A 19,064-nucleotide genomic window follows, 5' to 3' on the forward strand; every position below is an offset into this window, starting at 1 on the left:
TACCGTGACAAAAGACGACCGACGATGCTCGAGATGGGGGCGCAACTCATCATCGCAGCGCTCGTGGTTGTGCAAAGCATCGATGTTCTCGATGCGATCGGAGGCTACCCATGTAGCCAGCCGGGCTCCCAGAGTGATTGCTACCCCTGGGGTAGCGAGGGGCCGGTGGCGGATCGCTGGCGGTATCAGAGCAAAGCGGCCTATATCGCGACCGGTCTGGCGTCGATCGTCGTGCTGATCGCCGCGGGCCTGGTACCGCTCAAGGTGAAGCGCGCATGGGTCGGCCTTGCCGTGATGATGGCCGGTCTTTTTGTCGGGGTTTGCGTGGCATCGTTCCTGTGATGGTCGCGCGCATTGATGTCGAGCGGACATCGCGAGACACGGCTGAATGCCTCGATTTGCTGGGTCGTCTGGGTGCGTTTCAGGATGTTGCGCCGGGTTGTCGGGGGGAGTTGAATGAGGGAAGGGATGGGAGTGCGGTCATGACGCAGACGGAGCCGCTGGACCACAAAATGTCCAAGGTTTTGCCGAACGCGGAGGTGCTTGCGAAGGTCAGGGCCGTGATTGCCGAACACAATGCGGAGCGCAGGAGCGTCATCGCCGACTTGTGGTGGCGGCGGGTCTGGATTGGTGGTGGATCGGCCGCCGGCGTCCTTTGCTGTGCCTATGCGATGTTTTCTCTTTCAATCTCTCTCGCTGAGTACCTGGTGCTCCTGCCTCTGGCGGGCATGTTCTGGGCATGGGCTCAGATCAACAAAACGGTCTCGCAAAGGCTTCAGCGCACACAGGATGTCCTGCTGCCGGCGATCTTCGGCTTCGTCGATGGTTTCCAATTCAGGCAAAGCGGAACACCCGACGTTGCCGCTTCGCTCGCGCGTCTGGATCTCGTGGCGTTCGACGTTGCTGGCTATGATGACATCATCGACGGCTCTTTCGACGGCGTTTCCTTCTCGCTGTGCGAGGCCCGTCTCGGACTTCAGAAGCGTGGTGCACCGAGCTCCGTCGTCGGCCAGTTTCGCGGGGTTGTCCTGGAGGTCAAGCTCGACACCCCATTCCCGGGGTGGCTGGTGGCGCGCAAGAAGGGCGGTCTGCCGGGACAGTTTGAAAGCGGGTTCAGTGCCAGGGTCAGCAAGGATCTCTACCCGCTGTCTGCCGATGACGTCAGGGAGCTGTGGCATGCGCATGGCGCTATCCTGAGCGGCCGGGCGGCGCTCGATGAAAGCCACGAGTTCGTCACCGACAATCTGGCGGCCGCTGCCGACGTGATCGACCAGGTGGCCAAGGCGATCGCGTTCCTCTCCAGTTCTTTCGACGATGACGTCGTTCGTCTGGCGCTCGACGTCGACAGCTGCATTGTCATGCTTCCGTCCAGGCACGACTTCTTCGAGTTGCCGAACATCTATCGGGAGATGACCGAGGCCAAGGTCATGCCGATGCTCTCGGACTTCGTGACCTTGCTGGAGGTCGCCAAGCTCCTCAGCCGCATTGGCGCGGCAGGCGAGCAGCAGCCAAAGGCCGCGAGCGCCGAAACCAGGGAGCGCGACACAAACGCGTGTAGCGGAACGCGGCCCTTATGATGTCACGCCGGGTCGGCGGGACTGGCCCACATCCAGCCGGTCGTCGCGCAAAACGTCGTTGCATCAATACGATACGACCGGACCGGGCTGATGAACCGGCCAATGCCGCTGAGTTCTTCTGCCTAACCCTCACGGTTATGGCCTGACGCTGGGTTACGCCGAATGGGCGACAAGACACCAAAGCCGGCCACGTGATAATTATATTTCTTTGGAGGGCGCCATGTTCTGCTTGCGTGGTGCCGCGCTCGTGCTTTGTGCCGTGGTCCTTGGTCCGGCATCGCTGTTTGCCGCCGAACCGGTGGGCAAGGCGGTGGAAATCCGGACTGCCGTCAGTGGTGCGCGCGGTGCGATCGCGGTCAGGGACCCTGTCTACAAGGATGAACGGATTTCGACTTCGAAATCCGGGCTCGGACAGTTCGTCTTTGAAGACGGCACCAAGCTTGCCGTCGGCTGGGGCTCGTCCGTCGTCATCGACAAGTTCGTCTACGACGACAAGAAGTCGGTGAAAAAGCTCACCATCATGGCCGCCAAGGGCACGTTCCGCTGGATCAGCGGCAAATCCGGCCACTCCGCCTACGAGATCGTCACGCCGGCCGGCACGATCGGCGTGCGCGGCACCGCCTTCGACTTCTTTGTCGGCCCGGATGGCACCACCGCGGTGGTGCTGCTCAGCGGGGCGGCGGATTTCTGTGGCCCCGGCGGTTGCCGGCAGTTGACCCAGCGCTGCGATTGCGTCGTTGCCAAGCCCGGCCGCCGGGCCACCGAACCGACACGGGTTACCCGCAACACGCTGAAGACGCTCGGCAACGCCCAGGCGCTGCCGTTCCTGTCTGGCGGGCAACGGCTGTCGGGCGCGATCGGCTGGGTCGGGGGCGGTTGTGGCTTGCGCGCCGCGCAGTTCGAGGGGACCAATTCCGAGCGACCCGCGCCAGTCGAAGAGAAGCCGCGCGAAGAGAAGCCGCCACCAAAGGTCGAGGAAAAGCCGCGCCAGGAAGACCCGCCGCCGAAGGTCGATCCCGGTCCACAGCCTGAGAACCCAGGCGACCCGGGACCGCAGCCGGAAAACCCCGGTGATCCGGGGCCGCAAACCGACACCCCCGGCGATCCGGGACCGCAAAATTCAGGTGGCGGAGATCAGCCGAGCCAGGATCAGGGAACGCCGGGGGATCAAGCCCCAAGTGGTGATTGAAGGTGTGGTGCAGGCGTCCGTCGCTTGGCTTGCCTGAGCGCGAACATCAAAGCCAGATGCGCCCCGAACGCTTTCGCGCGCGATGTGCAGAAATGTCGGCTCTTCAGAAATCTGCGGCCGTTTGTTCATCTGGCATGTGACCCACCGCAAGGAATTCATTCGGCGGGGCGCTTGGCGCTTTCGTCGGTCGCCTGGGCAAAGTGGTCCGCGCGACGGCCGATCCGGGCGTAGAGGCCGGCAAGGGCCGGCGACAGCGCCGCCGCCTTCAGTTTCGCCGCGTTGACGATGCCTCGGCTCGTTTGCGATTGTGAGCGCAGGGCCAGGACGAGCCGATCGTGCAGCACGCGCAGTTCCTGAAACGCGGGTGCCGCGGCGAGGCTTTCGTCGCCGGCGACGGCAAACACGCGGGTTCGCGTCGTCTTGCCCTTGAGGCCAAGGGCGCCCGCATCGAGCATCGCATGGTCCGGCAGCGCCTGTGCAGTCGCCTCCGAAACCAGGATATCGACATTGACGTCCTTGCAGGCCGCTTCGATGCGCGCGGCGATGTTGACGGTGTCGCCGACCGCCGAATAGTTGAAGCGCGTTTCGGCGCCCATGTTGCCGACGCAGGCAAGCCCTGTATGGATGCCGATGCCGATGCGGACCTCGTGCTCGGACCCGAAGCCGAAGGCATTGTCGGCATTGAGCCTGGTCAGCGTCTCGCGCATACCAAGGGCTGCCCGGACGGCCTTCTGCGGATGGTTGGCGACGTCGACCGGAGCATTCCAGAAGGCCATGATGGAATCTCCGATGAACTTGTCGAGCGTGCCTTCATTGGCCAGCACATGCCGGCTCAGCGCATCGAGCAGCGTGTTGAGAAAGGCGACGACCTCTGTCGGCGTCATGCGCTCGCTCATCTCGGTGAAGCTGCGCACGTCGACGAACATGACCGTGAGCTCACGGTCGTCGCCGCCCAGGCTCAGCGCATTGCGCGTGTGCTCGATGCGGTAGAGCAGCGACGGCGAGAGATAGCGGCCGAAGGCCTGACGGACCTCGCGGCGCTCGCGATCGGTGACGAGGAAGCGGAAGGCGGTGGCCGAGAAATGGGTGATCGACGCGGCGAGGATCGGCGCGAGCGGGTCGAACAGCCGGCCGCCGTAATAGAAGGCAAGCCAGGAAGCCACGAGCGCGAGGGCCGTGACCGCCAGGCCGCAGACGAGCGCGACGATCGGGCTGACGAAGGTGGTGAGCAGCACGAGCAGCGTGCCGGCGAGCGCGATCGACAGGATTTCGAGACCGTCGGCCCAATCCGGTCGGGCGAGATAGTGGCCGGAGAGGATCTGCTCGACGATCTGCGCATGGATCGAAACGCCGGGAACGTTCTGCCCGAGCGCCGTGGTACGCACGTCCTGCAGCCCTGCCGCCGAGGTGCCGATGAAGACGATGCTGCCCTCGATACCAGCGCGCACATCCGGCGACGGCTCGCCGTCGGCAAGGATGCGCCGGGCGGAAATGTAGCGGTCGCTGGTATCCGGCGTGACATAGAGCCAGATTTCGCCGGTCGCCATCAGCGGCACGACGAAGTCGCCGATCTTGACGGCAGTCAGCGTGTTGGCAACGTCGGGGGCGGCGGCGAGCACATAGGTGGAGGCACCCTGGGCGATCCGCAATGCCTCCATGGCCAGGCTTGGGTAGAACTGCTGGCCGTGGCTTAAGAACAGTGGCGCGGTCCGAACCACGGCCGAGGATGAGCCGGGATTGAGGCTGATATGGCCAAGTGCTGCGGCGCTGGCTTCCAGCTGGGGGCGGATCGGCGTTGCTGCGCGCAGGCGCGGCGGCGCTTCCATCGCGTTTTCGCCGGTAAAGGCAAAGCCAGCCTTGACCGGCGGCAGGTAGCTACCCTCGTTGGTGAGGCCGAAGCCGAGCACGACCGGCTTGTCGCGGATCGCTTCGGCAAAGATCTCGTCATTGTCGGGCAGGGTCGCGATGAAGGACGGATCGACGCCGCCGACATCGCGCACGACGGTGCGCGGCGACAGGCGGTCCGGCTCGGCGAAGAGCACGTCGAAGGCGATCGCGGCCGCACCCATCTCCTGGAGCCGGTTTGTCAGCTTCGCCAGCCGGTCACGCGGCCAGGGCCACTGGCCGAGCTCGCGCAGCGACGCCTCGTCGATATCGACGATCTTCACCGGCATCGGCTCGAACTGGCGCGGGGCGATGCGCTGGTATTCGTCGAAGGTGACATCGCGCGCCTGGCGCAAGACCTGCGGATCGTTGGCGCGCAGAACCGTGAAGAATGCCACCACCGTCATGCCGATCAGGACGCCGAACAGCTGCGCGCGGGTCATGGCGGCCTACGTCACGATCGGTAGGCCCGCCTTGGCGAGCCCGTCGTTGAAATGCGCGTGGTGCGCAGGGTCGACATAGGGCGTGAGAATACGCCAGTAGCGCGGCAAGTCGGCCGGCGCATTGGCAATGGCCTCCTGCACGATCCGGCGTGCCTCCTCGGTACGGTCAAGCTGACCGAGACAGGCGATCAGCACGATCAGGTTGAAGTAGGGACGGCGAAGAAGCAAGGCCCGCTCGGCGTGGTGCAGCGCTTCCTCGTAGTTGCCCAGATGGTAGTGCGCGAGCGCGATGCGGTTGAAGAACAGGTAGGTCAGCGGATCGTGCGGGCTCAGCCGCAGCGCCGTGTAGAGCGGTTCCAGCGCCTCGGCGAAGCGACCGACATAGATGCGCGACCAGCCAAGCGCCATGTAGGCAACGGCAAAATTGGGGTTGAGATCGACGGCGCGCTGGGCCTCCGACACGGCCGCATGCAGACGTCGCGCCCCGAAATTGGCAAGGCACATGACGTAGTGGGAGTAAGGGTCGTGGTCCTCGAGCGCCAGCGCGCGCGTCGCCTCCACCTGCAGTTCGCTGTTGTCGCGGTCGATATCGTCGCTGAAGCCGAAGAAGCAGCGGGCGTAGAGCGATCGGGCCAGCATCATGCGCGCGCGTGCGAAATCGGGGTCAAGCGCAATCGCGCGGCGCTGCCAGTCGATCGCCTCGGCGAAGTGGGCGGCCGAATCCTGGGCGTTGTGCAGCAGCGTCCCGCGCATGTGGCACTCATAGGCGTCCAGATTGTCGGTGCCGCGCAGGAGCGCGCGGCGGTTTTCGCCGATCAGGATCTCCGGCTCGATTGCCGCGACCACATGCTGGGTCAGTTCGTCCTGTATCACGAAGATGTCGGCCAGTTCGCGATCGTAGCGCTGCGCCCAGAGGTGAATGCCGGTTTCCGCCTCGATCAACTGGCCGGTGACGCGGACGTGCGAGCCGGCGCGGCGCACGCTTCCCTCGACGATGTAGCGCACACCAAGCTCGCGGCCGATCTGCTTGGCGTCGAGGGCGCGGCCCTTGTAGGCAAAGGACGAGTTGCGCGCGATGACGAAGAACCAACGGTAGAGCGACAGCGCGGTGATGATGTCCTCGGTGAGCCCATCGGCGAAATAGTCCTGTTCGGGATCGCCGGACATGTTGATGAAGGGAAGCACCGCGATAGACGGCTTGCTGGGCAGGGCAAGCGGCGTGCCGGGCAGGTCCGGCCCCACCGGATCCTCGCGCCAGCCGACGCGGTATACCAGCACCGGCCGCGGAATATTCTTGAGGGCCTGCTCACCGAGCCGTTTCATCGGAAACTCGAGCTTGCCCTCGATCTGGCCGTGCAACGCGCCGGAAATGCAGATTTCCGCCGGTTGGGCCATCTGCTGCAGCCTTGCGGCGACGTTGACGCCGTCGCCGAGCAGGTTGCCGCCATCGATCACGACATCGCCGAGATTGAGGCCGATCCGGAATTCCATGCGCCGGTCCGACGTAAGGTCGGTGTTTCGTCGCTCGAGGTTTCGCTGGATCGCCACTGCGGCGCGCACAGCCTGCACCGCGCTCTGGAATTCGGCGACCAGGCTGTCGCCGGCCGCACCGAAGATGCGCCCTCCGTGCTCGGATACAAGGCCCGAAATGGTCTCGAAATAGGTCGCAAGCGTTGCGAGCGCGCCTTCCTCGTCGGCTGCGACAAGGCGACTGTAGCCGGCGACATCGGCAGCTAGGATCACGGCAAGCTTCCGTTCCAAGGGGGCGGGCCCCTCCCGCGGCATCTGGTCAGACGGAAATTAAGCGTAACTTAAATTAGAAAAGTGGAGAAGCCTAAATTGCCGGGATAGGGTCGCTGACGATCGCGGCTGTGGCGGCGGGGCCGACGTGGCGCTGTCCTTGGCGCGTGCTGACGGATGCGCAAAGTCGCTATAGCACTTTGATTTGCTGCAGTTTTTGTCCGGCAATCGGCTACGATCGAAGGACACATGCAGTAGGATGTCGCCACCATGCCCCTGATTCGACCCGCACGCGAAAGCGACCTCGCTCTTCTTCCCGACATTGAACGGTCCTCCGGCGCGGTGTTCCGCACAGTTCCGGAGCTTGCCTGGATTGCCGACGATGACGTGCAATCGGAGGACGCGCATCGGGATTTCCTGAAAACGGGGCTATCCGTGGTCGTGGTCGATGCGTCTGACCGGCCGACCGGTTTCCTGTGTGCTGCCGTTGCCGGAGATGCCCTGCACATCTGGCAGCTTGCTGTGCTCAGCGAGTATCAGGGGAAGGGGCTTGGGCGCACTTTGATGCTCGCCGCGATCATGCATGCGCGCGCGACATCGCTCGCGGCGCTGACGCTGACGACGTTCCTGGAGCTGGCCTGGAACGAACGCTTTTACCGCAAGCTCGGCTTCGTGACGCTTGCCCCTGACGAACTGGACACGCGGCTCGCGCAGATCCTGGCGAATGAAGCGGCGCATGGGCTTCCGCCTGAAAGGCGCTGCGCCATGCAGCTGGTCCTTTGAGGACGCGCGCCACCCTCCCGGAAAGCCGGCACTGAAAGACGCTCGTTCGGCAGCGGTCTTGGGCTGCGCTACCGCCTGATGGCGACCACCTGGCCGCGCGCGAACTGCGAGACCCGGACGCCGCCGGACTGGTTGCCGCCGATCAGCTGGGCCGTCGATTTCGACAGCATGGACAGGATGCCGACGTGATAGCCCCGGCCGGTGCGCACGACGACAACGTCGCCGGGGCGCGCATAGGCAAGCTTCACAGGTGCGCCGAAGCGCAGCCACGAACGGGCGAAGCCGAAGCTCTGCGGCGGACTGCGCCCGGCCTTGCGGGCAACCATGCCCATGAAATGGCCACACCAGGGGGTGCGTGCCGGATTGATGCCGAGCGCTGCGCGCAGGGTCTTGTTGTTCTTGACCTCGTGGAGGCCCTTGTATTGCTGCGCCTGGGCAAGCATGCCCGCATTGGCGAAGTCGGGTGTTAGGAGCGCGACATAGGCAGCCGCAAGAATCGCCAGGACCTTCATGGTCAGGACTCCTTGACTAGTTGCTTGGTGCGAACGGTCGGGGCGGCCTGGCAATCGCCGGCATGGCACCCGGTTGCTCAACGGTTTCCAATGTTGGGCGGGGAGATATCAGCGGGCGCGCGCGTGCAGGCGTTCAGAAACGCCGCATCGGGCACGTCGGCGAACCGCGTCAAAACGCGGAGCCAGCTTCACGGCAACTGCCGTTTCGAAGTGTGGTATTCCCCTGTCTGCCCCGTCGGGCAGCAAAGCTTCATTCACCATGCGCCGGTGCAAAATTGTGGCAAAACCCGTAAATTATTAGGGCGGGGATTGCTAAGTGCCGAAATAGCTGAGCGACTGACGGCGAATCGACGTTAGAAACTGCGAAAATGTCGACCGTCGCGGGCTTGTAGACGGTTGGTGAGCGGCGATGGCGAAGGAGGAGGACTTGCATGGCGGCGCGACAACGGCGCATCGTCTCGGCACGATTCGCGCGCCGAGGTTTCTCATGCCATTCACCGTCAATCCAGCCTATCTCTGGCCTATCCTCCTGCTTCTCATCTCCAACGTGTTCATGACCTTTGCCTGGTACGGGCACCTGAAATACACGTCATCGCCGCTCTACATGGCGATCGCCGCCAGTTGGGGCATTGCCTTCTTCGAGTACTGCCTGGCGGTGCCCGCCAACCGCATCGGCCACCAGGTCTATTCCGCAGCCCAGCTGAAGACGATGCAGGAGGTGATCACGCTCCTGGTTTTCGCCGCCTTCTCGGTCTTCTGGCTGAAGGAGTCGATCGGCTGGAACCATCTGGTTGGCTTCGCGCTGATCGCCGCGGGCGCGTCCTTCATCTTCAAGGGGTAAGACGCCCAGTCACTGGAGCCGCAAAGATTGACGCAACAAAAAAGGCAGGGCCAAGACCCTGCCTTTTCCATTACCGGTGGTTTGCAGTCGTTGCGCCGCCGTCAGAGCATTGCTGCGACGGTCGGCGCGACATGCGGCCAGACCTCCAGGGAACCGCGATAGATCATGTCGAGCGAGACATAGAGGATGATGGCGAGACCGATATAGGCGATCCAGTGGTAGCGGTTGAGCAGCCGGGCAATGAAGCCGGCGGCAACGCCCATCATGGCGATCGAAAGGGCAAGGCCGATCACCAGGATCGTCGGATGTTCGCGCGCAGCACCCGCGACTGCGAGCACGTTATCGAGCGACATCGATATGTCGGCGACGACGATCTGGATGGCCGCCTGCATAAAGGTCTTCTGCGGTGCGTTGCTGGCCGCGCCGCCTTCGCCTGCCGCGTGCGCTGCCTGCTGTTCGCGGATTTCGCGCCACATCTTCCAGCACACCCACAACAGCAGAATGCCGCCGGCGAGCAGGAGGCCGATGATTTCGAGCAGCTGCACCGTGACGCTGGCGAGCGCGATACGCAGCACGGTGGCCGCGATGATGCCGACGAGGATGACCTTCTTGCGCTGCTCGGTCGGCAGTCCTGCCGCGGCAAGGCCGATGACGACCGCGTTGTCGCCGGCCAGAACGAGGTCGATGACGATGACTTGGAGAAGCGCTGCCAGACCGGCGGCGGTAAAGATTTCCATGATGCTACAGTCCCCCGACCTGCATGATGAGAGATTCAGATATGACTAACGGATAAAGCACTGCCTCGTCCACGGATCAAGACAGCTTGGCAGAAATCCGCAGCACTTGGTCGAGGAAGGTCAGCCTGTCCGTGCGCGCCGTTGCGTCCGTGTAAGCGTCAGTCGAGAAGGTCGAAAGCCCGATACATCCAGATCAGCTGGTAAAGGACAGCTACCACGACGAAAGCTGCATGAAAGCGCCGGTTCGACGTCCAGGCGGCGACAATGCACAAGAGAATATAGGCTGCGTTGCGGGCCGGATATTCGAGACCGTAGGAGGCGAAATACTGTTTGCCCTTCAGCGCGGTATCGATGAGGTCGACGGCAAAGGCCAGCGCCAGGAAGCCGAAGAACCAGGCACGGCGTGACATGAAATAGTGTTCGTAGTCGCTGTAGTCGTCGAGCGTGGTCGGGAACAGGAGCACGCAGAGGAAGAAGAAGACGCAGCAATAGAGGATGACGAAGAGGTAGACGCTGACGTCGATGACAGTGAGCGCGTGCAGGTGGAACTCCCACCACCAGAAGTGCACGAGGAAGACGAACATGAACAGGACCCAGCCAAGGTGGATCCAGTAGACGCGGGTCTTGCCCGGATGCTGCACGAAGAGGGCGAGGCCGCTGAGCAGCCGCGCCAGGCTCAAGCTGACGACCATGCCCATGACGACGCGGATATGCGAGAAGATCTCCGGGTCGGTCTGGGCAGGATCCATGGTCTCAATCCTATTTCTGCCAGCCTATTCTTCCGGTGGAACCGGCTTCGGCTTGCCGTTTTCGTCGAGGGCGACCATGACGAAGATCGCGTCGGTCACCTTTTCCATCAGATGCGAAAGATAACGCTGCGCCCACGCCTCGACCTTGAGTGTCATCGAGGTCCGCCCGACCGCCACGACATCGGTGTAGATGCAGAGCGTGTCGCCGATTTTGACAGGAAGCGCGAAGGCCATTTCCTTGACCGCGGCGGTGACCACGCGCCCGCGGGCGCGCTCGGCGGCGCGGATGCCGCAGGAAAGGTCCATCTGCGCCATGACCCAGCCGCCGAAGATATCGCCGGCCGCATTGGCGTCGCCGGGCATGGCGAGCGTGCGCAAGGTCAGTTCGCCGGTCGGTCTGGTCTGTTCGGTCATACAGCCTATCTCCCTGTTTGTCGAAAGATGTAACCCGAGCGTCGCTGCGGAGGGAAGACCTGCCGTTGCACAAATAAGGGCCGCCTTGCGCGCGCCGGCCTCTTAGACTTTCGCAGGGGTAATTGAGAAATATCAATTTTAGGGATCGGTTGTTAGGAGCTTTGCAAAGACCTCCTTCTAACCTGCAAACTCCTGGATTGCCCGTCGGCCATGCCGCTGGCAGCCAGGCTTTTGGGGCGGCGCTTCAGGCGCCGGAGGGCAGGGGAATGGCAATGAAGAAATTCAGGATCTCGGCGCGGCTTTACGCGCTGGTGGCATTTGCGCTTTTGACGATGGCGGCGGCGCTGACTTTCGGCCTGTTCCAGGCGCAGGACAAGCTGGTCGGCGAACGCAAGGCGATGCTCGCGGCGATGGACGAGAACGCAGTCTCGGTATTCGACGCCTATCACAAGCTGGAAGTGGCCGGCACGCTTTCGCGCGAGGAGGCGCAAAAGCGCGCGCTCGAAGCGATCAAGGCGATGCGTTATCAGGGCAACGGCTATTTCTGGGTCAACGACATGCATCCGACGATGGTCATGCATCCGATCAAGCCCGAGCTCGACGGCAAGGACCTCTCCGAAAACAAGGATCCCAACGGCAAGCATCTCTTCGTCGAGTTCGTGAAAACCGTCGAAAAGAGCGGCCAGGGTTTCGTCGATTACTACTGGCCGAAGCCGGGTGCCGACGCGCCGGTGCTGAAATACTCGCACGTCGCTGGCTTCAAGCCCTGGGGCTGGGTCGTCGGCACGGGCGTCTATGCGGATGATCTGGCGGCGATGTTCCGCGAGCGCGCATGGCAGGTTGCGGGCATCCTTGCGGCCGCAGCCCTTGCCATCCTGATGGCAGCCCTTGCGATCGTGCGCAGCGTCGTCAAGCCGGTCGAAAAGCTGAAGGCCTCGATGCGGGCGATCGCCGACGAGGATCTGTCCTCCGAAGTGCCGGAAACCGACCGTGGCGACGAGATTGGCCAGATGGCCAAGGTTCTGGTCGTGCTGCGCGACTCCGTTCGGGAGCGGCTGGAGCTGCGCTCGCGCGAATCCGAGCAGCAGGAGCGGCTCGACCAGGAGCGCCGCGGCAACGAGCAGCGCCATCGCGCAACGGCGGAAGCGCAGGCGGATGCGATGGACACCGTTGGTGCCGCGCTCGAGCTTCTGGCAAGCGGCGATCTCACCGCCGAGATCGGCCATATCGCGCCGGAGTACGGCAAGCTGAAGCAGGATTTCAACACCGCCGTTGCGGCACTGCGCGATGTCATCGTCTCGATCTCGCACTCGACCGAAATCGTCACCGCCAGCGCGGGTGATATTTCCGAAGCGGCAAACAATCTCTCGCGCCGCACCGAGCAGCAGGCGGCCGCACTCGAAGAGACGGCAGCCGCCCTTGACGAGATCACCTCGACGGTGCGCCATGCCTCCGAGCGCGCGACCGAAGCGCGCGACATGGTCAACGAAACCAAGACGAGCGCTGCCAAGTCTGGCGATATCGTGCGCAACGCCATCGACGCCATGGGCCGGATCGAGAGTTCCTCGGGCCGGATCGGTCAGATCATCGGGGTGATCGACGAGATCGCCTTCCAGACCAACCTTCTGGCGCTGAACGCCGGCGTCGAGGCGGCCCGTGCCGGTGAGGCCGGACGCGGCTTTGCGGTCGTCGCGCAGGAAGTGCGCGAGCTGGCGCAGCGCTCGGCGGGTGCCGCCAAGGAGATCAAGGAGCTGATCGGCGCTTCCGTGCGCGAGGTCGGTGCCGGCGTCCAGCTGGTCCGCTCGACCGGCGAAGCGCTGACGGAGATCGAAACGCTGGTCAACCGGGTCAACGAGCAGGTGGCGTCGATCGCGACCGCCGCGCGTGAGCAGGCGACCGGGCTGCAGGAGGTCAATGTCGCCGTCAACAGCATGGACCAGATGACCCAGCAGAACGCGGCCATGGTCGAGGAAACGACGGCGGCGAGCCAGACCCTGGCCGCCGAAAGCCGCGAGTTGAAGTCGCTGCTGACGAAGTTCCGGCTGCAATCCTCGGTGTCGCATTCGGCCTACGGCCGCGCCGCCTGAGCTGCGTCATCATTTGTTGAACAAGGCCCGTGCGGTGCGCCGCGCGGGTCTTTTTTTGACCGGCGGGGGCCGATCGCAACGCTTTCGCAAGAATCGCAGCCGAAGTGTCCGATCCCTATCCACGGTTGCGGTGGGCTGCGGACTGCTCGGTCTTGACGTCGGCTCAACTCGGGATAGATAGGCCAGATGCGGGCGGTAACGTGCGGGGCGTCGCTCCGGTTGCCGGCCGCACACTGCAGCGACGCGTCCGATCGGATGCGCGAGGGACGCTGTAGCACTTTGTATCGTTGCATGTTCTTGTCCTTTCATCGGCTACGATCAAAGGAAACATGCGCTAGGGGACATCGATGACACTTCTCAAACTTCTCCTGACCCGTCCGATCGCCGCGCTGATGCTGGCGCTCGGCTTTCTGTCTGCCTGCACGGTCGTCGTCGACGAGCCGCGCCCTGGACCGGGTCCGATCCGCCCACCGGCGGCTTGCACCATGGAATATGCGCCGGTTTGCGGCGAGCGCGGCAATCGCATGCGCACGTTCCCGAATTCCTGCCAGGCGCGTGCCGACGGCTTCAGCGTCATCCACCGCGGCGAGTGCCGCCCGGACTACCGTCCGCCGGATCGCGAGCCGCAGGCCTGCACCATGGATTACAACCCGGTCTGCGGCCAGCGCGGCCGCCGCACGCAGACCTTCTCGAATGCCTGCCAGGCACGCTCTGAAGGTTTCCAGGTGATCGGCCGCGGCGAATGCCGTCGTGAGGATGACCGTCCTTCCGAAGGCCAGTTCTGCACCCGCGAATATGCGCCGGTTTGCGGCCAGCGCGGCAGCCGTATCGAGACCTTCTCGAACTCTTGCGAAGCGGGCGGCGCCGGCTTCCAGATCATCCACCGGGGCGAGTGCCGCTAAGGTCCTGAGGACTGAGCCCAAACATCGAAGCCCGCGTCCGGCAAGGACGCGGGCTTCTTTTTGTTCGGCCGGCGCCCGCCGCAACCCATCCCCATTTGTGGGTGGCGGCGGCAAGGCTTCGTTTACCGTATTTGAATAAAATGCCCTCGAAATCAGGCCTTTTAGCCGTTGCGCCCATTTTGCGACGCAGCCGGAAGGCAGCAAATCAAACTGCTGCAGTGATCATGCGTCGGTTGAAGGCGCGCGCTGCAGGGGCGGCGGGGTGATGATGGCGACGGTTCCTGGTCGCCCGGAGGAAGGCGCAGTTCGGTATGGCGTATGTCACTCGTCTCCATCGCCCACTGACGGCACTGGTTCTGTCCCTTTCGCTTGTGGCCTGTTCGACCGATGACGCGCTGTCGCCACCTGGCCGGATCGATGGCGGCGCTCGCGTCGGATCGATCGGGCCCGTGCCTGTCGATGCGGTTCCGGAAAACGAAGTGGCCGCCTATCCCGTCGCGACGCAAGCCTCGACGTTTCAGAGCAATCCGCAACAGGTCGTAGCGACGCAGCCGCGCCAGCCGGCGCGCCGGGCTCTTCCGATGATTGACAGCGACGAGGCGGTTTCCTCCGGCGCCCAGCCGGCGGGTGCCGGCTCGATGTCCGTTCCCGAGGAAGGCGTCAACATGGACGCCATGCTCGGCGTCGGCCAACCCGTCGTCGGGCTGGCGGAAGAACAGAGCAACGACATTGCCGAAGGCAATGTCAGCCAGCCGGTGGTGGGCGGGATCGGTGAGGAGAACGTCCGCCAGCTCGGCGGCACGATGGACGCGCAACCGGTGGAGGCGAACATCGGCTACGACCCCGACCTGCCGCCGCTCTCGCCCGAGAAGGCAGCTGCCGAAGAGGCGCAACGCGCCCGCGCGATGGAAGAGCAGCGCGCGGCTGAGCGTGCACAGGAGCCACAGCAAGTCGCCATGTTGCCTCGGGTGCGCAACCCGATGTCGACGCCTGACTACACCGGCGAGATGCCAGGCTCCGAGATCGCCTGCCGACAGCGCCTGAAGAAGCTCGGCGTCCAGTTCCGCGACGTCCCGCGAATCAGCAACGGGCCATCCTGCGGCATCGACTATCCGATCGAGCTCAGCGGCCTTTCCGGCGGCATTGGCGTGCAGCCAGCCGTGAAGCTGAACTGCCAGGTCACCGAAGCCTTTGCCAAGTGGGTGAAGTACGAACTCGCGCCGTCATCGCGCTATCGCTACTGGTCCGGCGTCAAGACGATCAAGCCGCTCGGCGGCTACTCCTGCCGTACGATGAACTCGCGCCGCGGCAACCCGATGTCGGAGCATGCGCGCGGCAACGCCATCGACGTCGGCAAGTTCGTGCTGAAGAACGGCAAGGAAATCGACGTACGCAAACCGGGTTTCTTTGCCTTCCGCGAAAAGGGGCTGTTGAAGGCCGTGCGCTCGGACAGCTGCAAGTATTTCAACACCGTACTCGGCCCGGGCAGCGATCCCTTCCACAAGGACCATTTCCACTTCGACCTGAGAACCCGCAAGACCGGCTATCGCCACTGCGATTGAGCGGTCATCGCATTTTCCTCTGCCGGCTATGAAAGATCGCAAGCCGGCAAAAAAAGAGGCCGGCGGGGATGCCGGCCCAACAACCGGAGCAAAAGGGGGGAGGCTCCGGTGTGCAAATCACGAGTGCAAATCAAAGGGCGATGTTGCGGCCCGCGCCAAGCAAGGTGCTTCAAGAGCATCACGGTTTCGTGACAGCAGCGCACATTTGGGGCGTAACTTCAGAGATCCTTCGCCGGCTGCTTGAACACCGACGCCATGACGGGCGGCTTTTCCTCGTTCGTGGCCGGAATCCGTTCGTTCTTGGGGCGACCCAGATGCTCTGCGCGCCGCAACGATAGATGCCCACTATACCGTAGGTTTTGGATTCCGTTTAGCCCTTCCGATCGGTTGCCCCAAATATGGCGATTTTGTCGCGCGCGCGGTTTCATTTTAAAATATTGAATTGTCTATATTATTTTCCAGGTTGGCGACATCGGGGAATTGTCGCGAGCGGACCCGTGTTGCCAGTTTCATCTGGTTTTATAATAAGTAATACGATATTATATTATCTTGTATAACAATTTTGGGTAGTACCTGTTGGGCCGCTGCAAGCATTGGGGGCTCCGCACACTCCTTGGTGGTGACAGGAGGAAGGAATGGGAACTGTAATGCAATTTCCCGGCGTGCGCACCGACATGGCGGAACATGCCGCAGAGGTTTCGAAGGTCCTGAGGACGCTCGCCAACCGCAATCGGCTGTTGATCGTCAGCGCGCTTTTGGAAGGTGAGCATGCGGTGGCAGCGCTGGAGGAGACGCTCGGCATCCGCCAGCCGACGCTTTCACAGCAATTGACGGTGCTTCGCGATGCCGGCATTGTCTCGACCCGTCGGCAGGCCAAGCAGGTTTTCTACCGGCTCAGCCACGACAAGGTCGCGCGTCTCGTCGGCGCGGTCTATCAAATCTTCTGTCGGGACGGTTCAAAAGCATGAGTGAATACGGGAATGCGCTTGCGGGTGGGCTGTTGATTGGTCTCTCGGCGGCGATCCTGATGCTGGCAAACGGTCGGGTCGCCGGGATCAGCGGAATCGCCGGACGCCTTTTGCAAGGCGTGCAGGTGGCTTCAGGCGCGCTGTTCGTGCTGGGACTGATGGCCGGGCCCTTGGTGTTTCGCCTCCTTTTCGGCGCGTGGCCATCCGTAACGGTCACATCCTCCTGGCCGCTGCTGGTGGCGGGCGGCCTGCTGGTCGGTTTTGGTTCGCGCATGGGCTCCGGCTGCACCAGCGGCCATGGCGTCGTCGGGCTGGCGCGGCTCTCGCGCCGCTCGATCGCCGCGGTTGCCACCTTCATGGCCGCCGCGATCGCCACGGTCTTCGTTGCTGGATACGTCGGATGAACAGTGCCTTGTTACGCCTCGCAGCGACGCTCGTCTCCGGCGTCGTCTTCGGATTTGGCCTTTCGCTCTCCGGCATGCTTGATCCCGCCCGCGTTCGTGCCTTTCTGGATATCACCGGCAATTGGAATCCGAGCCTCGCCTTCGTGCTTGGCGGTGCGGTCTTGGTGTCAGCACTTGGCGTGCTTGTCACCCGTCGGCTGAAGCATCCGTTGTTCGATACGATCTTTCACTTGCCCGCCCACCGCACGATCGACGGTCGGCTGATCGCAGGCTCGGCGATATTCGGTATCGGCTGGGGGCTGGTCGGGCTTTGCCCCGGGCCGGCGCTCGCGTCGCTGTCGCTCGGGCTTCCGGCGACGATACTGTTCGTGGCCGCGATGGTCATCGGGATGCTCATCCATGACCGGCTGGTGGATCGCAAGGTCACGGTGCAGCAGCCCGGCGGGGCAAGCGCCGAGACGCGGCTGTCTCAGCCGCGTTGACGAACAGTCATCTAGTTTTTTCATTCCAGCTGGCTGCAAATCGGAACGAATTGTCCCATATAGGGCGGGACCTCACGACTCCGCCCCCGTTTCCGGATCCCTTTCATGGCGCCCATCGTATCCGTTTCCAATCTGTCGAAGACCTATGCTTCCGGTTTCAAGGCGCTGAAGGGCGTCAGCCTGGACATCGAGGAAGGCGAAATTCTTGCGCTGCTCGGCCCGAACGGCGCCGGCAAGACGACGCTGATCTCGATCATCTGCGGCATCGTCAATCCGAGCGGTGGCACAGTGAAGGTCGGTGGCCATGACGTGGTGCGCGACTTCCGCGAAACCCGTTCCATGATCGGGCTCGTGCCGCAGGAACTGACGACAGATGCCTTCGAGACCGTGTGGAATACTGTCACCTTCTCCCGCGGGCTGCACGGCAAGAAGCCGAACCCTGGCCATATCGAGAAGGTGCTGAAGGACCTGTCGCTCTGGGACAAGAAGGATAACATGCTGCGCGAGCTCTCGGGCGGCATGAAGCGGCGCGTGCTGATTGCCAAGGCGCTGTCGCACGAGCCGCGGGTGCTTTTCCTTGACGAACCCACCGCCGGCGTTGACGTCAATCTTCGCAAGAGCATGTGGGAGGTCGTCGAACGGCTACGCGCGTCTGGCGTCACGATTATCCTGACGACCCATTACATCGAAGAGGCCGAGGAAATTGCCGACCGCATCGGCGTCATCAACGGTGGCGAAATCCTGCTGGTGGAAGACAAGGCGGCGCTGATGTCGAAGCTTGGCCGCAAGCAGCTGAGGGTTGATCTTGCCCACCCGATGGACGGCGTTCCCGAAGCGCTGTCGAGCTACAATCTGACGCTGGAGGGAGACGGCCATTGCCTGATCTACGACTACGACACCAGTGCCGAGCGAACCGGGATTACCACGCTTCTGGCCGCACTCGCGGAAGCCGGCATCCGGCTCAAGGACATTTCCACGCGCCAGAGCTCGCTGGAAGACATTTTCGTTGAAATCGTGGGGGCAGGGCGATGAACATCGAAGCGATCAAGTCGATCTATTTCTTCGAGATGGCGCGCACCCGGCGCACCTTGCTGCAGAGCGTTGTCTCGCCGGTTATCTCCACCTCGCTCTATTTCATCGTCTTCGGCGCGGCGATCGGCGGGCGCATACAGGAGATCGACGGCGTTTCCTACGGCGCTTTCATCACGCCCGGCCTGATGATGCTGACGCTCTTGACGCAGTGCATCGGCAACGGCTCCTTCGGCATTTACTTTCCGAAGTTCACCGGCACGATCTACGAGGTCCTGTCTTCGCCGGTGTCGATGCTCGAGATCGTGCTCGGCTATGTCGGGGCGGCGGCGACCAAGGGGTTGATGATCGGCACGATCATCCTTTTGACGGCGTCGCTGTTCGTGGACCTGTCGATCGCCCATCCCTTCGTCATGGTCTTCTTCTTCGTGCTGACGGCGATTTCCTTCAGCCTGTTCGGCTTCATCATCGGCATCTGGGCCAAGGATTTCGAGCAGCTGAACCTGATCCCGATGCTGGTGATCCCGCCGCTCGTCTTTCTCGGCGGCAGTTTCTATTCGATCAAGATGCTGCCGCCTTTCTGGCAGGCGGTCAGCCACTTCAACCCGGTGCTTTACCTGATCAGCGGCTTCCGCTGGAGCTTCTTTGAAGTGTCGGACGTCAATCCGGTCATCAGCGCCGTGATCATCCTCGCCTTCCTGACAATCTGCATGTCGGTGCTGACCTGGATCTTCCGCACCGGGTACAGGCTCAGAAACTGA

19 protein-coding genes are annotated in these 19,064 nt (G+C 63.1%); 13 read left to right on the top strand and 6 right to left on the bottom strand.

From position 1 onward, the window contains the following. The first annotated feature begins 24 nt into the window (after nucleotides 1–24). From VGO04_RS10795 to VGO04_RS10805, 3 genes are all read left to right on the top strand, one after another. Nucleotides 25–342, top strand: coding sequence for a hypothetical protein (locus tag VGO04_RS10795; RefSeq protein ID WP_327495952.1), 318 nt, complete (start codon nucleotides 25–27; stop codon nucleotides 340–342). Then, nucleotides 342–1,577 (top strand): hypothetical protein, encoded by a 1,236-nt coding sequence (locus VGO04_RS10800; RefSeq protein WP_327495953.1) that lies wholly within the window; start codon nucleotides 342–344, stop codon nucleotides 1,575–1,577. Before VGO04_RS10795 ends, VGO04_RS10800 begins: the two co-directional genes overlap by 1 nt. Before the next feature lie 220 nt (nucleotides 1,578–1,797). Continuing rightward, nucleotides 1,798–2,766, top strand: a complete 969-nt coding sequence (locus tag VGO04_RS10805; RefSeq protein ID WP_327495954.1) for a FecR family protein — start codon at nucleotides 1,798–1,800, stop codon at nucleotides 2,764–2,766. A 155-nt stretch (nucleotides 2,767–2,921) separates the two neighbouring features. Here the strand turns inward: VGO04_RS10805 and VGO04_RS10810 are convergent, their stop codons facing one another. Together VGO04_RS10810 and VGO04_RS10815 are read right to left on the bottom strand one after the other, a co-directional pair. After that, nucleotides 2,922–5,093 (bottom strand): adenylate/guanylate cyclase domain-containing protein, encoded by a 2,172-nt coding sequence (locus VGO04_RS10810; RefSeq protein ID WP_327495955.1) that lies wholly within the window; start codon nucleotides 5,091–5,093, stop codon nucleotides 2,922–2,924. 6 nt (nucleotides 5,094–5,099) lie between these two features. Continuing rightward, complete coding sequence (locus VGO04_RS10815) at nucleotides 5,100–6,854, bottom strand: adenylate/guanylate cyclase domain-containing protein (RefSeq protein ID WP_327495956.1); 1,755 nt, start codon at nucleotides 6,852–6,854, stop codon at nucleotides 5,100–5,102. 249 nt (nucleotides 6,855–7,103) lie between these two features. Here VGO04_RS10815 and VGO04_RS10820 point away from each other — a divergent pair, with 249 nt between their 5' ends. Next, nucleotides 7,104–7,616, top strand: a complete 513-nt coding sequence (locus tag VGO04_RS10820; RefSeq protein WP_327495957.1) for a GNAT family N-acetyltransferase — start codon at nucleotides 7,104–7,106, stop codon at nucleotides 7,614–7,616. Nucleotides 7,617–7,684: 68 nt separating this feature from the next. On the opposite strand, the gene VGO04_RS10825 is transcribed toward VGO04_RS10820, so the two are convergent. Then, nucleotides 7,685–8,128, bottom strand: a complete 444-nt coding sequence (locus tag VGO04_RS10825; protein WP_327495958.1) for a TIGR02594 family protein — start codon at nucleotides 8,126–8,128, stop codon at nucleotides 7,685–7,687. 487 nt (nucleotides 8,129–8,615) lie between these two features. Between VGO04_RS10825 and VGO04_RS10830 the strand changes: the two genes are divergently transcribed. Then, nucleotides 8,616–8,969, top strand: a complete 354-nt coding sequence (locus VGO04_RS10830) for a DMT family protein (RefSeq protein ID WP_327496018.1) — start codon at nucleotides 8,616–8,618, stop codon at nucleotides 8,967–8,969. A 101-nt stretch (nucleotides 8,970–9,070) separates the two neighbouring features. On the opposite strand, the gene VGO04_RS10835 is transcribed toward VGO04_RS10830, so the two are convergent. The 3 genes from VGO04_RS10835 to VGO04_RS10845 form a co-directional block, all read right to left on the bottom strand. Next, nucleotides 9,071–9,706 (bottom strand): TerC family protein, encoded by a 636-nt coding sequence (locus tag VGO04_RS10835; protein ID WP_327495959.1) that lies wholly within the window; start codon nucleotides 9,704–9,706, stop codon nucleotides 9,071–9,073. 158 nt (nucleotides 9,707–9,864) lie between these two features. Next, on the bottom strand, nucleotides 9,865–10,455 hold the full coding sequence (locus tag VGO04_RS10840; RefSeq protein ID WP_327495960.1) for a hypothetical protein: 591 nt from the start codon (nucleotides 10,453–10,455) through the stop codon (nucleotides 9,865–9,867). Nucleotides 10,456–10,479: 24 nt separating this feature from the next. Continuing rightward, nucleotides 10,480–10,869, bottom strand: a complete 390-nt coding sequence (locus VGO04_RS10845) for an acyl-CoA thioesterase (RefSeq protein WP_327495961.1) — start codon at nucleotides 10,867–10,869, stop codon at nucleotides 10,480–10,482. Between the two features lie 272 nt (nucleotides 10,870–11,141). Between VGO04_RS10845 and VGO04_RS10850 the strand changes: the two genes are divergently transcribed. The 8 genes from VGO04_RS10850 to VGO04_RS10885 all read left to right on the top strand — a co-directional run bounded on the left by VGO04_RS10850 (nucleotide 11,142) and on the right by VGO04_RS10885 (nucleotide 19,064). Then, on the top strand, nucleotides 11,142–12,956 hold the full coding sequence (locus tag VGO04_RS10850; RefSeq protein WP_327495962.1) for a methyl-accepting chemotaxis protein: 1,815 nt from the start codon (nucleotides 11,142–11,144) through the stop codon (nucleotides 12,954–12,956). A 347-nt stretch (nucleotides 12,957–13,303) separates the two neighbouring features. Further along, nucleotides 13,304–13,858 carry a Kazal-type serine protease inhibitor domain-containing protein gene (locus tag VGO04_RS10855; RefSeq protein ID WP_327495963.1) on the top strand — a complete coding sequence of 185 codons (555 nt, stop codon included), beginning with the start codon at nucleotides 13,304–13,306 and terminating at the stop codon, nucleotides 13,856–13,858. Between the two features lie 311 nt (nucleotides 13,859–14,169). After that, entirely contained in the window at nucleotides 14,170–15,420 is a 1,251-nt protein-coding gene (locus VGO04_RS10860; RefSeq protein ID WP_327495964.1) for an extensin family protein, read from the top strand. 635 nt (nucleotides 15,421–16,055) lie between these two features. Then, a complete protein-coding gene (locus tag VGO04_RS10865) occupies nucleotides 16,056–16,388 on the top strand; it encodes a metalloregulator ArsR/SmtB family transcription factor (protein ID WP_327495965.1) in 333 nt (110 codons plus the stop codon). Next, complete coding sequence (locus VGO04_RS10870) at nucleotides 16,385–16,792, top strand: YeeE/YedE family protein (RefSeq protein WP_327495966.1); 408 nt, start codon at nucleotides 16,385–16,387, stop codon at nucleotides 16,790–16,792. Before VGO04_RS10865 ends, VGO04_RS10870 begins: the two co-directional genes overlap by 4 nt. Beyond that, on the top strand, nucleotides 16,789–17,274 hold the full coding sequence (locus tag VGO04_RS10875) for a YeeE/YedE family protein (RefSeq protein WP_327495967.1): 486 nt from the start codon (nucleotides 16,789–16,791) through the stop codon (nucleotides 17,272–17,274). Before VGO04_RS10870 ends, VGO04_RS10875 begins: the two co-directional genes overlap by 4 nt. 105 nt (nucleotides 17,275–17,379) lie before the next feature. Further along, nucleotides 17,380–18,306, top strand: a complete 927-nt coding sequence (locus VGO04_RS10880) for an ABC transporter ATP-binding protein (RefSeq protein WP_327495968.1) — start codon at nucleotides 17,380–17,382, stop codon at nucleotides 18,304–18,306. Then, nucleotides 18,303–19,064 carry an ABC transporter permease gene (locus VGO04_RS10885; RefSeq protein WP_327495969.1) on the top strand — a complete coding sequence of 254 codons (762 nt, stop codon included), beginning with the start codon at nucleotides 18,303–18,305 and terminating at the stop codon, nucleotides 19,062–19,064. Before VGO04_RS10880 ends, VGO04_RS10885 begins: the two co-directional genes overlap by 4 nt.

The organism is Ensifer sp. (assembly GCF_035999185.1).
Taxonomy (GTDB): domain Bacteria; phylum Pseudomonadota; class Alphaproteobacteria; order Rhizobiales; family Rhizobiaceae; genus Ensifer.

What these genes read in the sequence shown, in the direction of transcription:
- VGO04_RS10795 (WP_327495952.1), top strand. Translation starts at nt 25, where the DNA reads ATGCTCGAGATGGGGGCGCAACTCATCATCGCAGCGCTCGTGGTTGTG.
- VGO04_RS10800 (WP_327495953.1), top strand. Translation starts at nt 342, where the DNA reads ATGGTCGCGCGCATTGATGTCGAGCGGACATCGCGAGACACGGCTGAA.
- VGO04_RS10805 (WP_327495954.1), top strand. Translation starts at nt 1,798, where the DNA reads ATGTTCTGCTTGCGTGGTGCCGCGCTCGTGCTTTGTGCCGTGGTCCTT.
- VGO04_RS10810 (WP_327495955.1), bottom strand. Translation starts at nt 5,093, where the DNA reads ATGACCCGCGCGCAGCTGTTCGGCGTCCTGATCGGCATGACGGTGGTG.
- VGO04_RS10820 (WP_327495957.1), top strand. Translation starts at nt 7,104, where the DNA reads ATGCCCCTGATTCGACCCGCACGCGAAAGCGACCTCGCTCTTCTTCCC.
- VGO04_RS10825 (WP_327495958.1), bottom strand. Translation starts at nt 8,128, where the DNA reads ATGAAGGTCCTGGCGATTCTTGCGGCTGCCTATGTCGCGCTCCTAACA.
- VGO04_RS10830 (WP_327496018.1), top strand. Translation starts at nt 8,616, where the DNA reads ATGCCATTCACCGTCAATCCAGCCTATCTCTGGCCTATCCTCCTGCTT.
- VGO04_RS10835 (WP_327495959.1), bottom strand. Translation starts at nt 9,706, where the DNA reads ATGGAAATCTTTACCGCCGCCGGTCTGGCAGCGCTTCTCCAAGTCATC.
- VGO04_RS10840 (WP_327495960.1), bottom strand. Translation starts at nt 10,455, where the DNA reads ATGGATCCTGCCCAGACCGACCCGGAGATCTTCTCGCATATCCGCGTC.
- VGO04_RS10845 (WP_327495961.1), bottom strand. Translation starts at nt 10,869, where the DNA reads ATGACCGAACAGACCAGACCGACCGGCGAACTGACCTTGCGCACGCTC.
- VGO04_RS10850 (WP_327495962.1), top strand. Translation starts at nt 11,142, where the DNA reads ATGAAGAAATTCAGGATCTCGGCGCGGCTTTACGCGCTGGTGGCATTT.
- VGO04_RS10855 (WP_327495963.1), top strand. Translation starts at nt 13,304, where the DNA reads ATGACACTTCTCAAACTTCTCCTGACCCGTCCGATCGCCGCGCTGATG.
- VGO04_RS10860 (WP_327495964.1), top strand. Translation starts at nt 14,170, where the DNA reads ATGGCGTATGTCACTCGTCTCCATCGCCCACTGACGGCACTGGTTCTG.
- VGO04_RS10865 (WP_327495965.1), top strand. Translation starts at nt 16,056, where the DNA reads ATGGGAACTGTAATGCAATTTCCCGGCGTGCGCACCGACATGGCGGAA.
- VGO04_RS10870 (WP_327495966.1), top strand. Translation starts at nt 16,385, where the DNA reads ATGAGTGAATACGGGAATGCGCTTGCGGGTGGGCTGTTGATTGGTCTC.
- VGO04_RS10875 (WP_327495967.1), top strand. Translation starts at nt 16,789, where the DNA reads ATGAACAGTGCCTTGTTACGCCTCGCAGCGACGCTCGTCTCCGGCGTC.
- VGO04_RS10880 (WP_327495968.1), top strand. Translation starts at nt 17,380, where the DNA reads ATGGCGCCCATCGTATCCGTTTCCAATCTGTCGAAGACCTATGCTTCC.
- VGO04_RS10885 (WP_327495969.1), top strand. Translation starts at nt 18,303, where the DNA reads ATGAACATCGAAGCGATCAAGTCGATCTATTTCTTCGAGATGGCGCGC.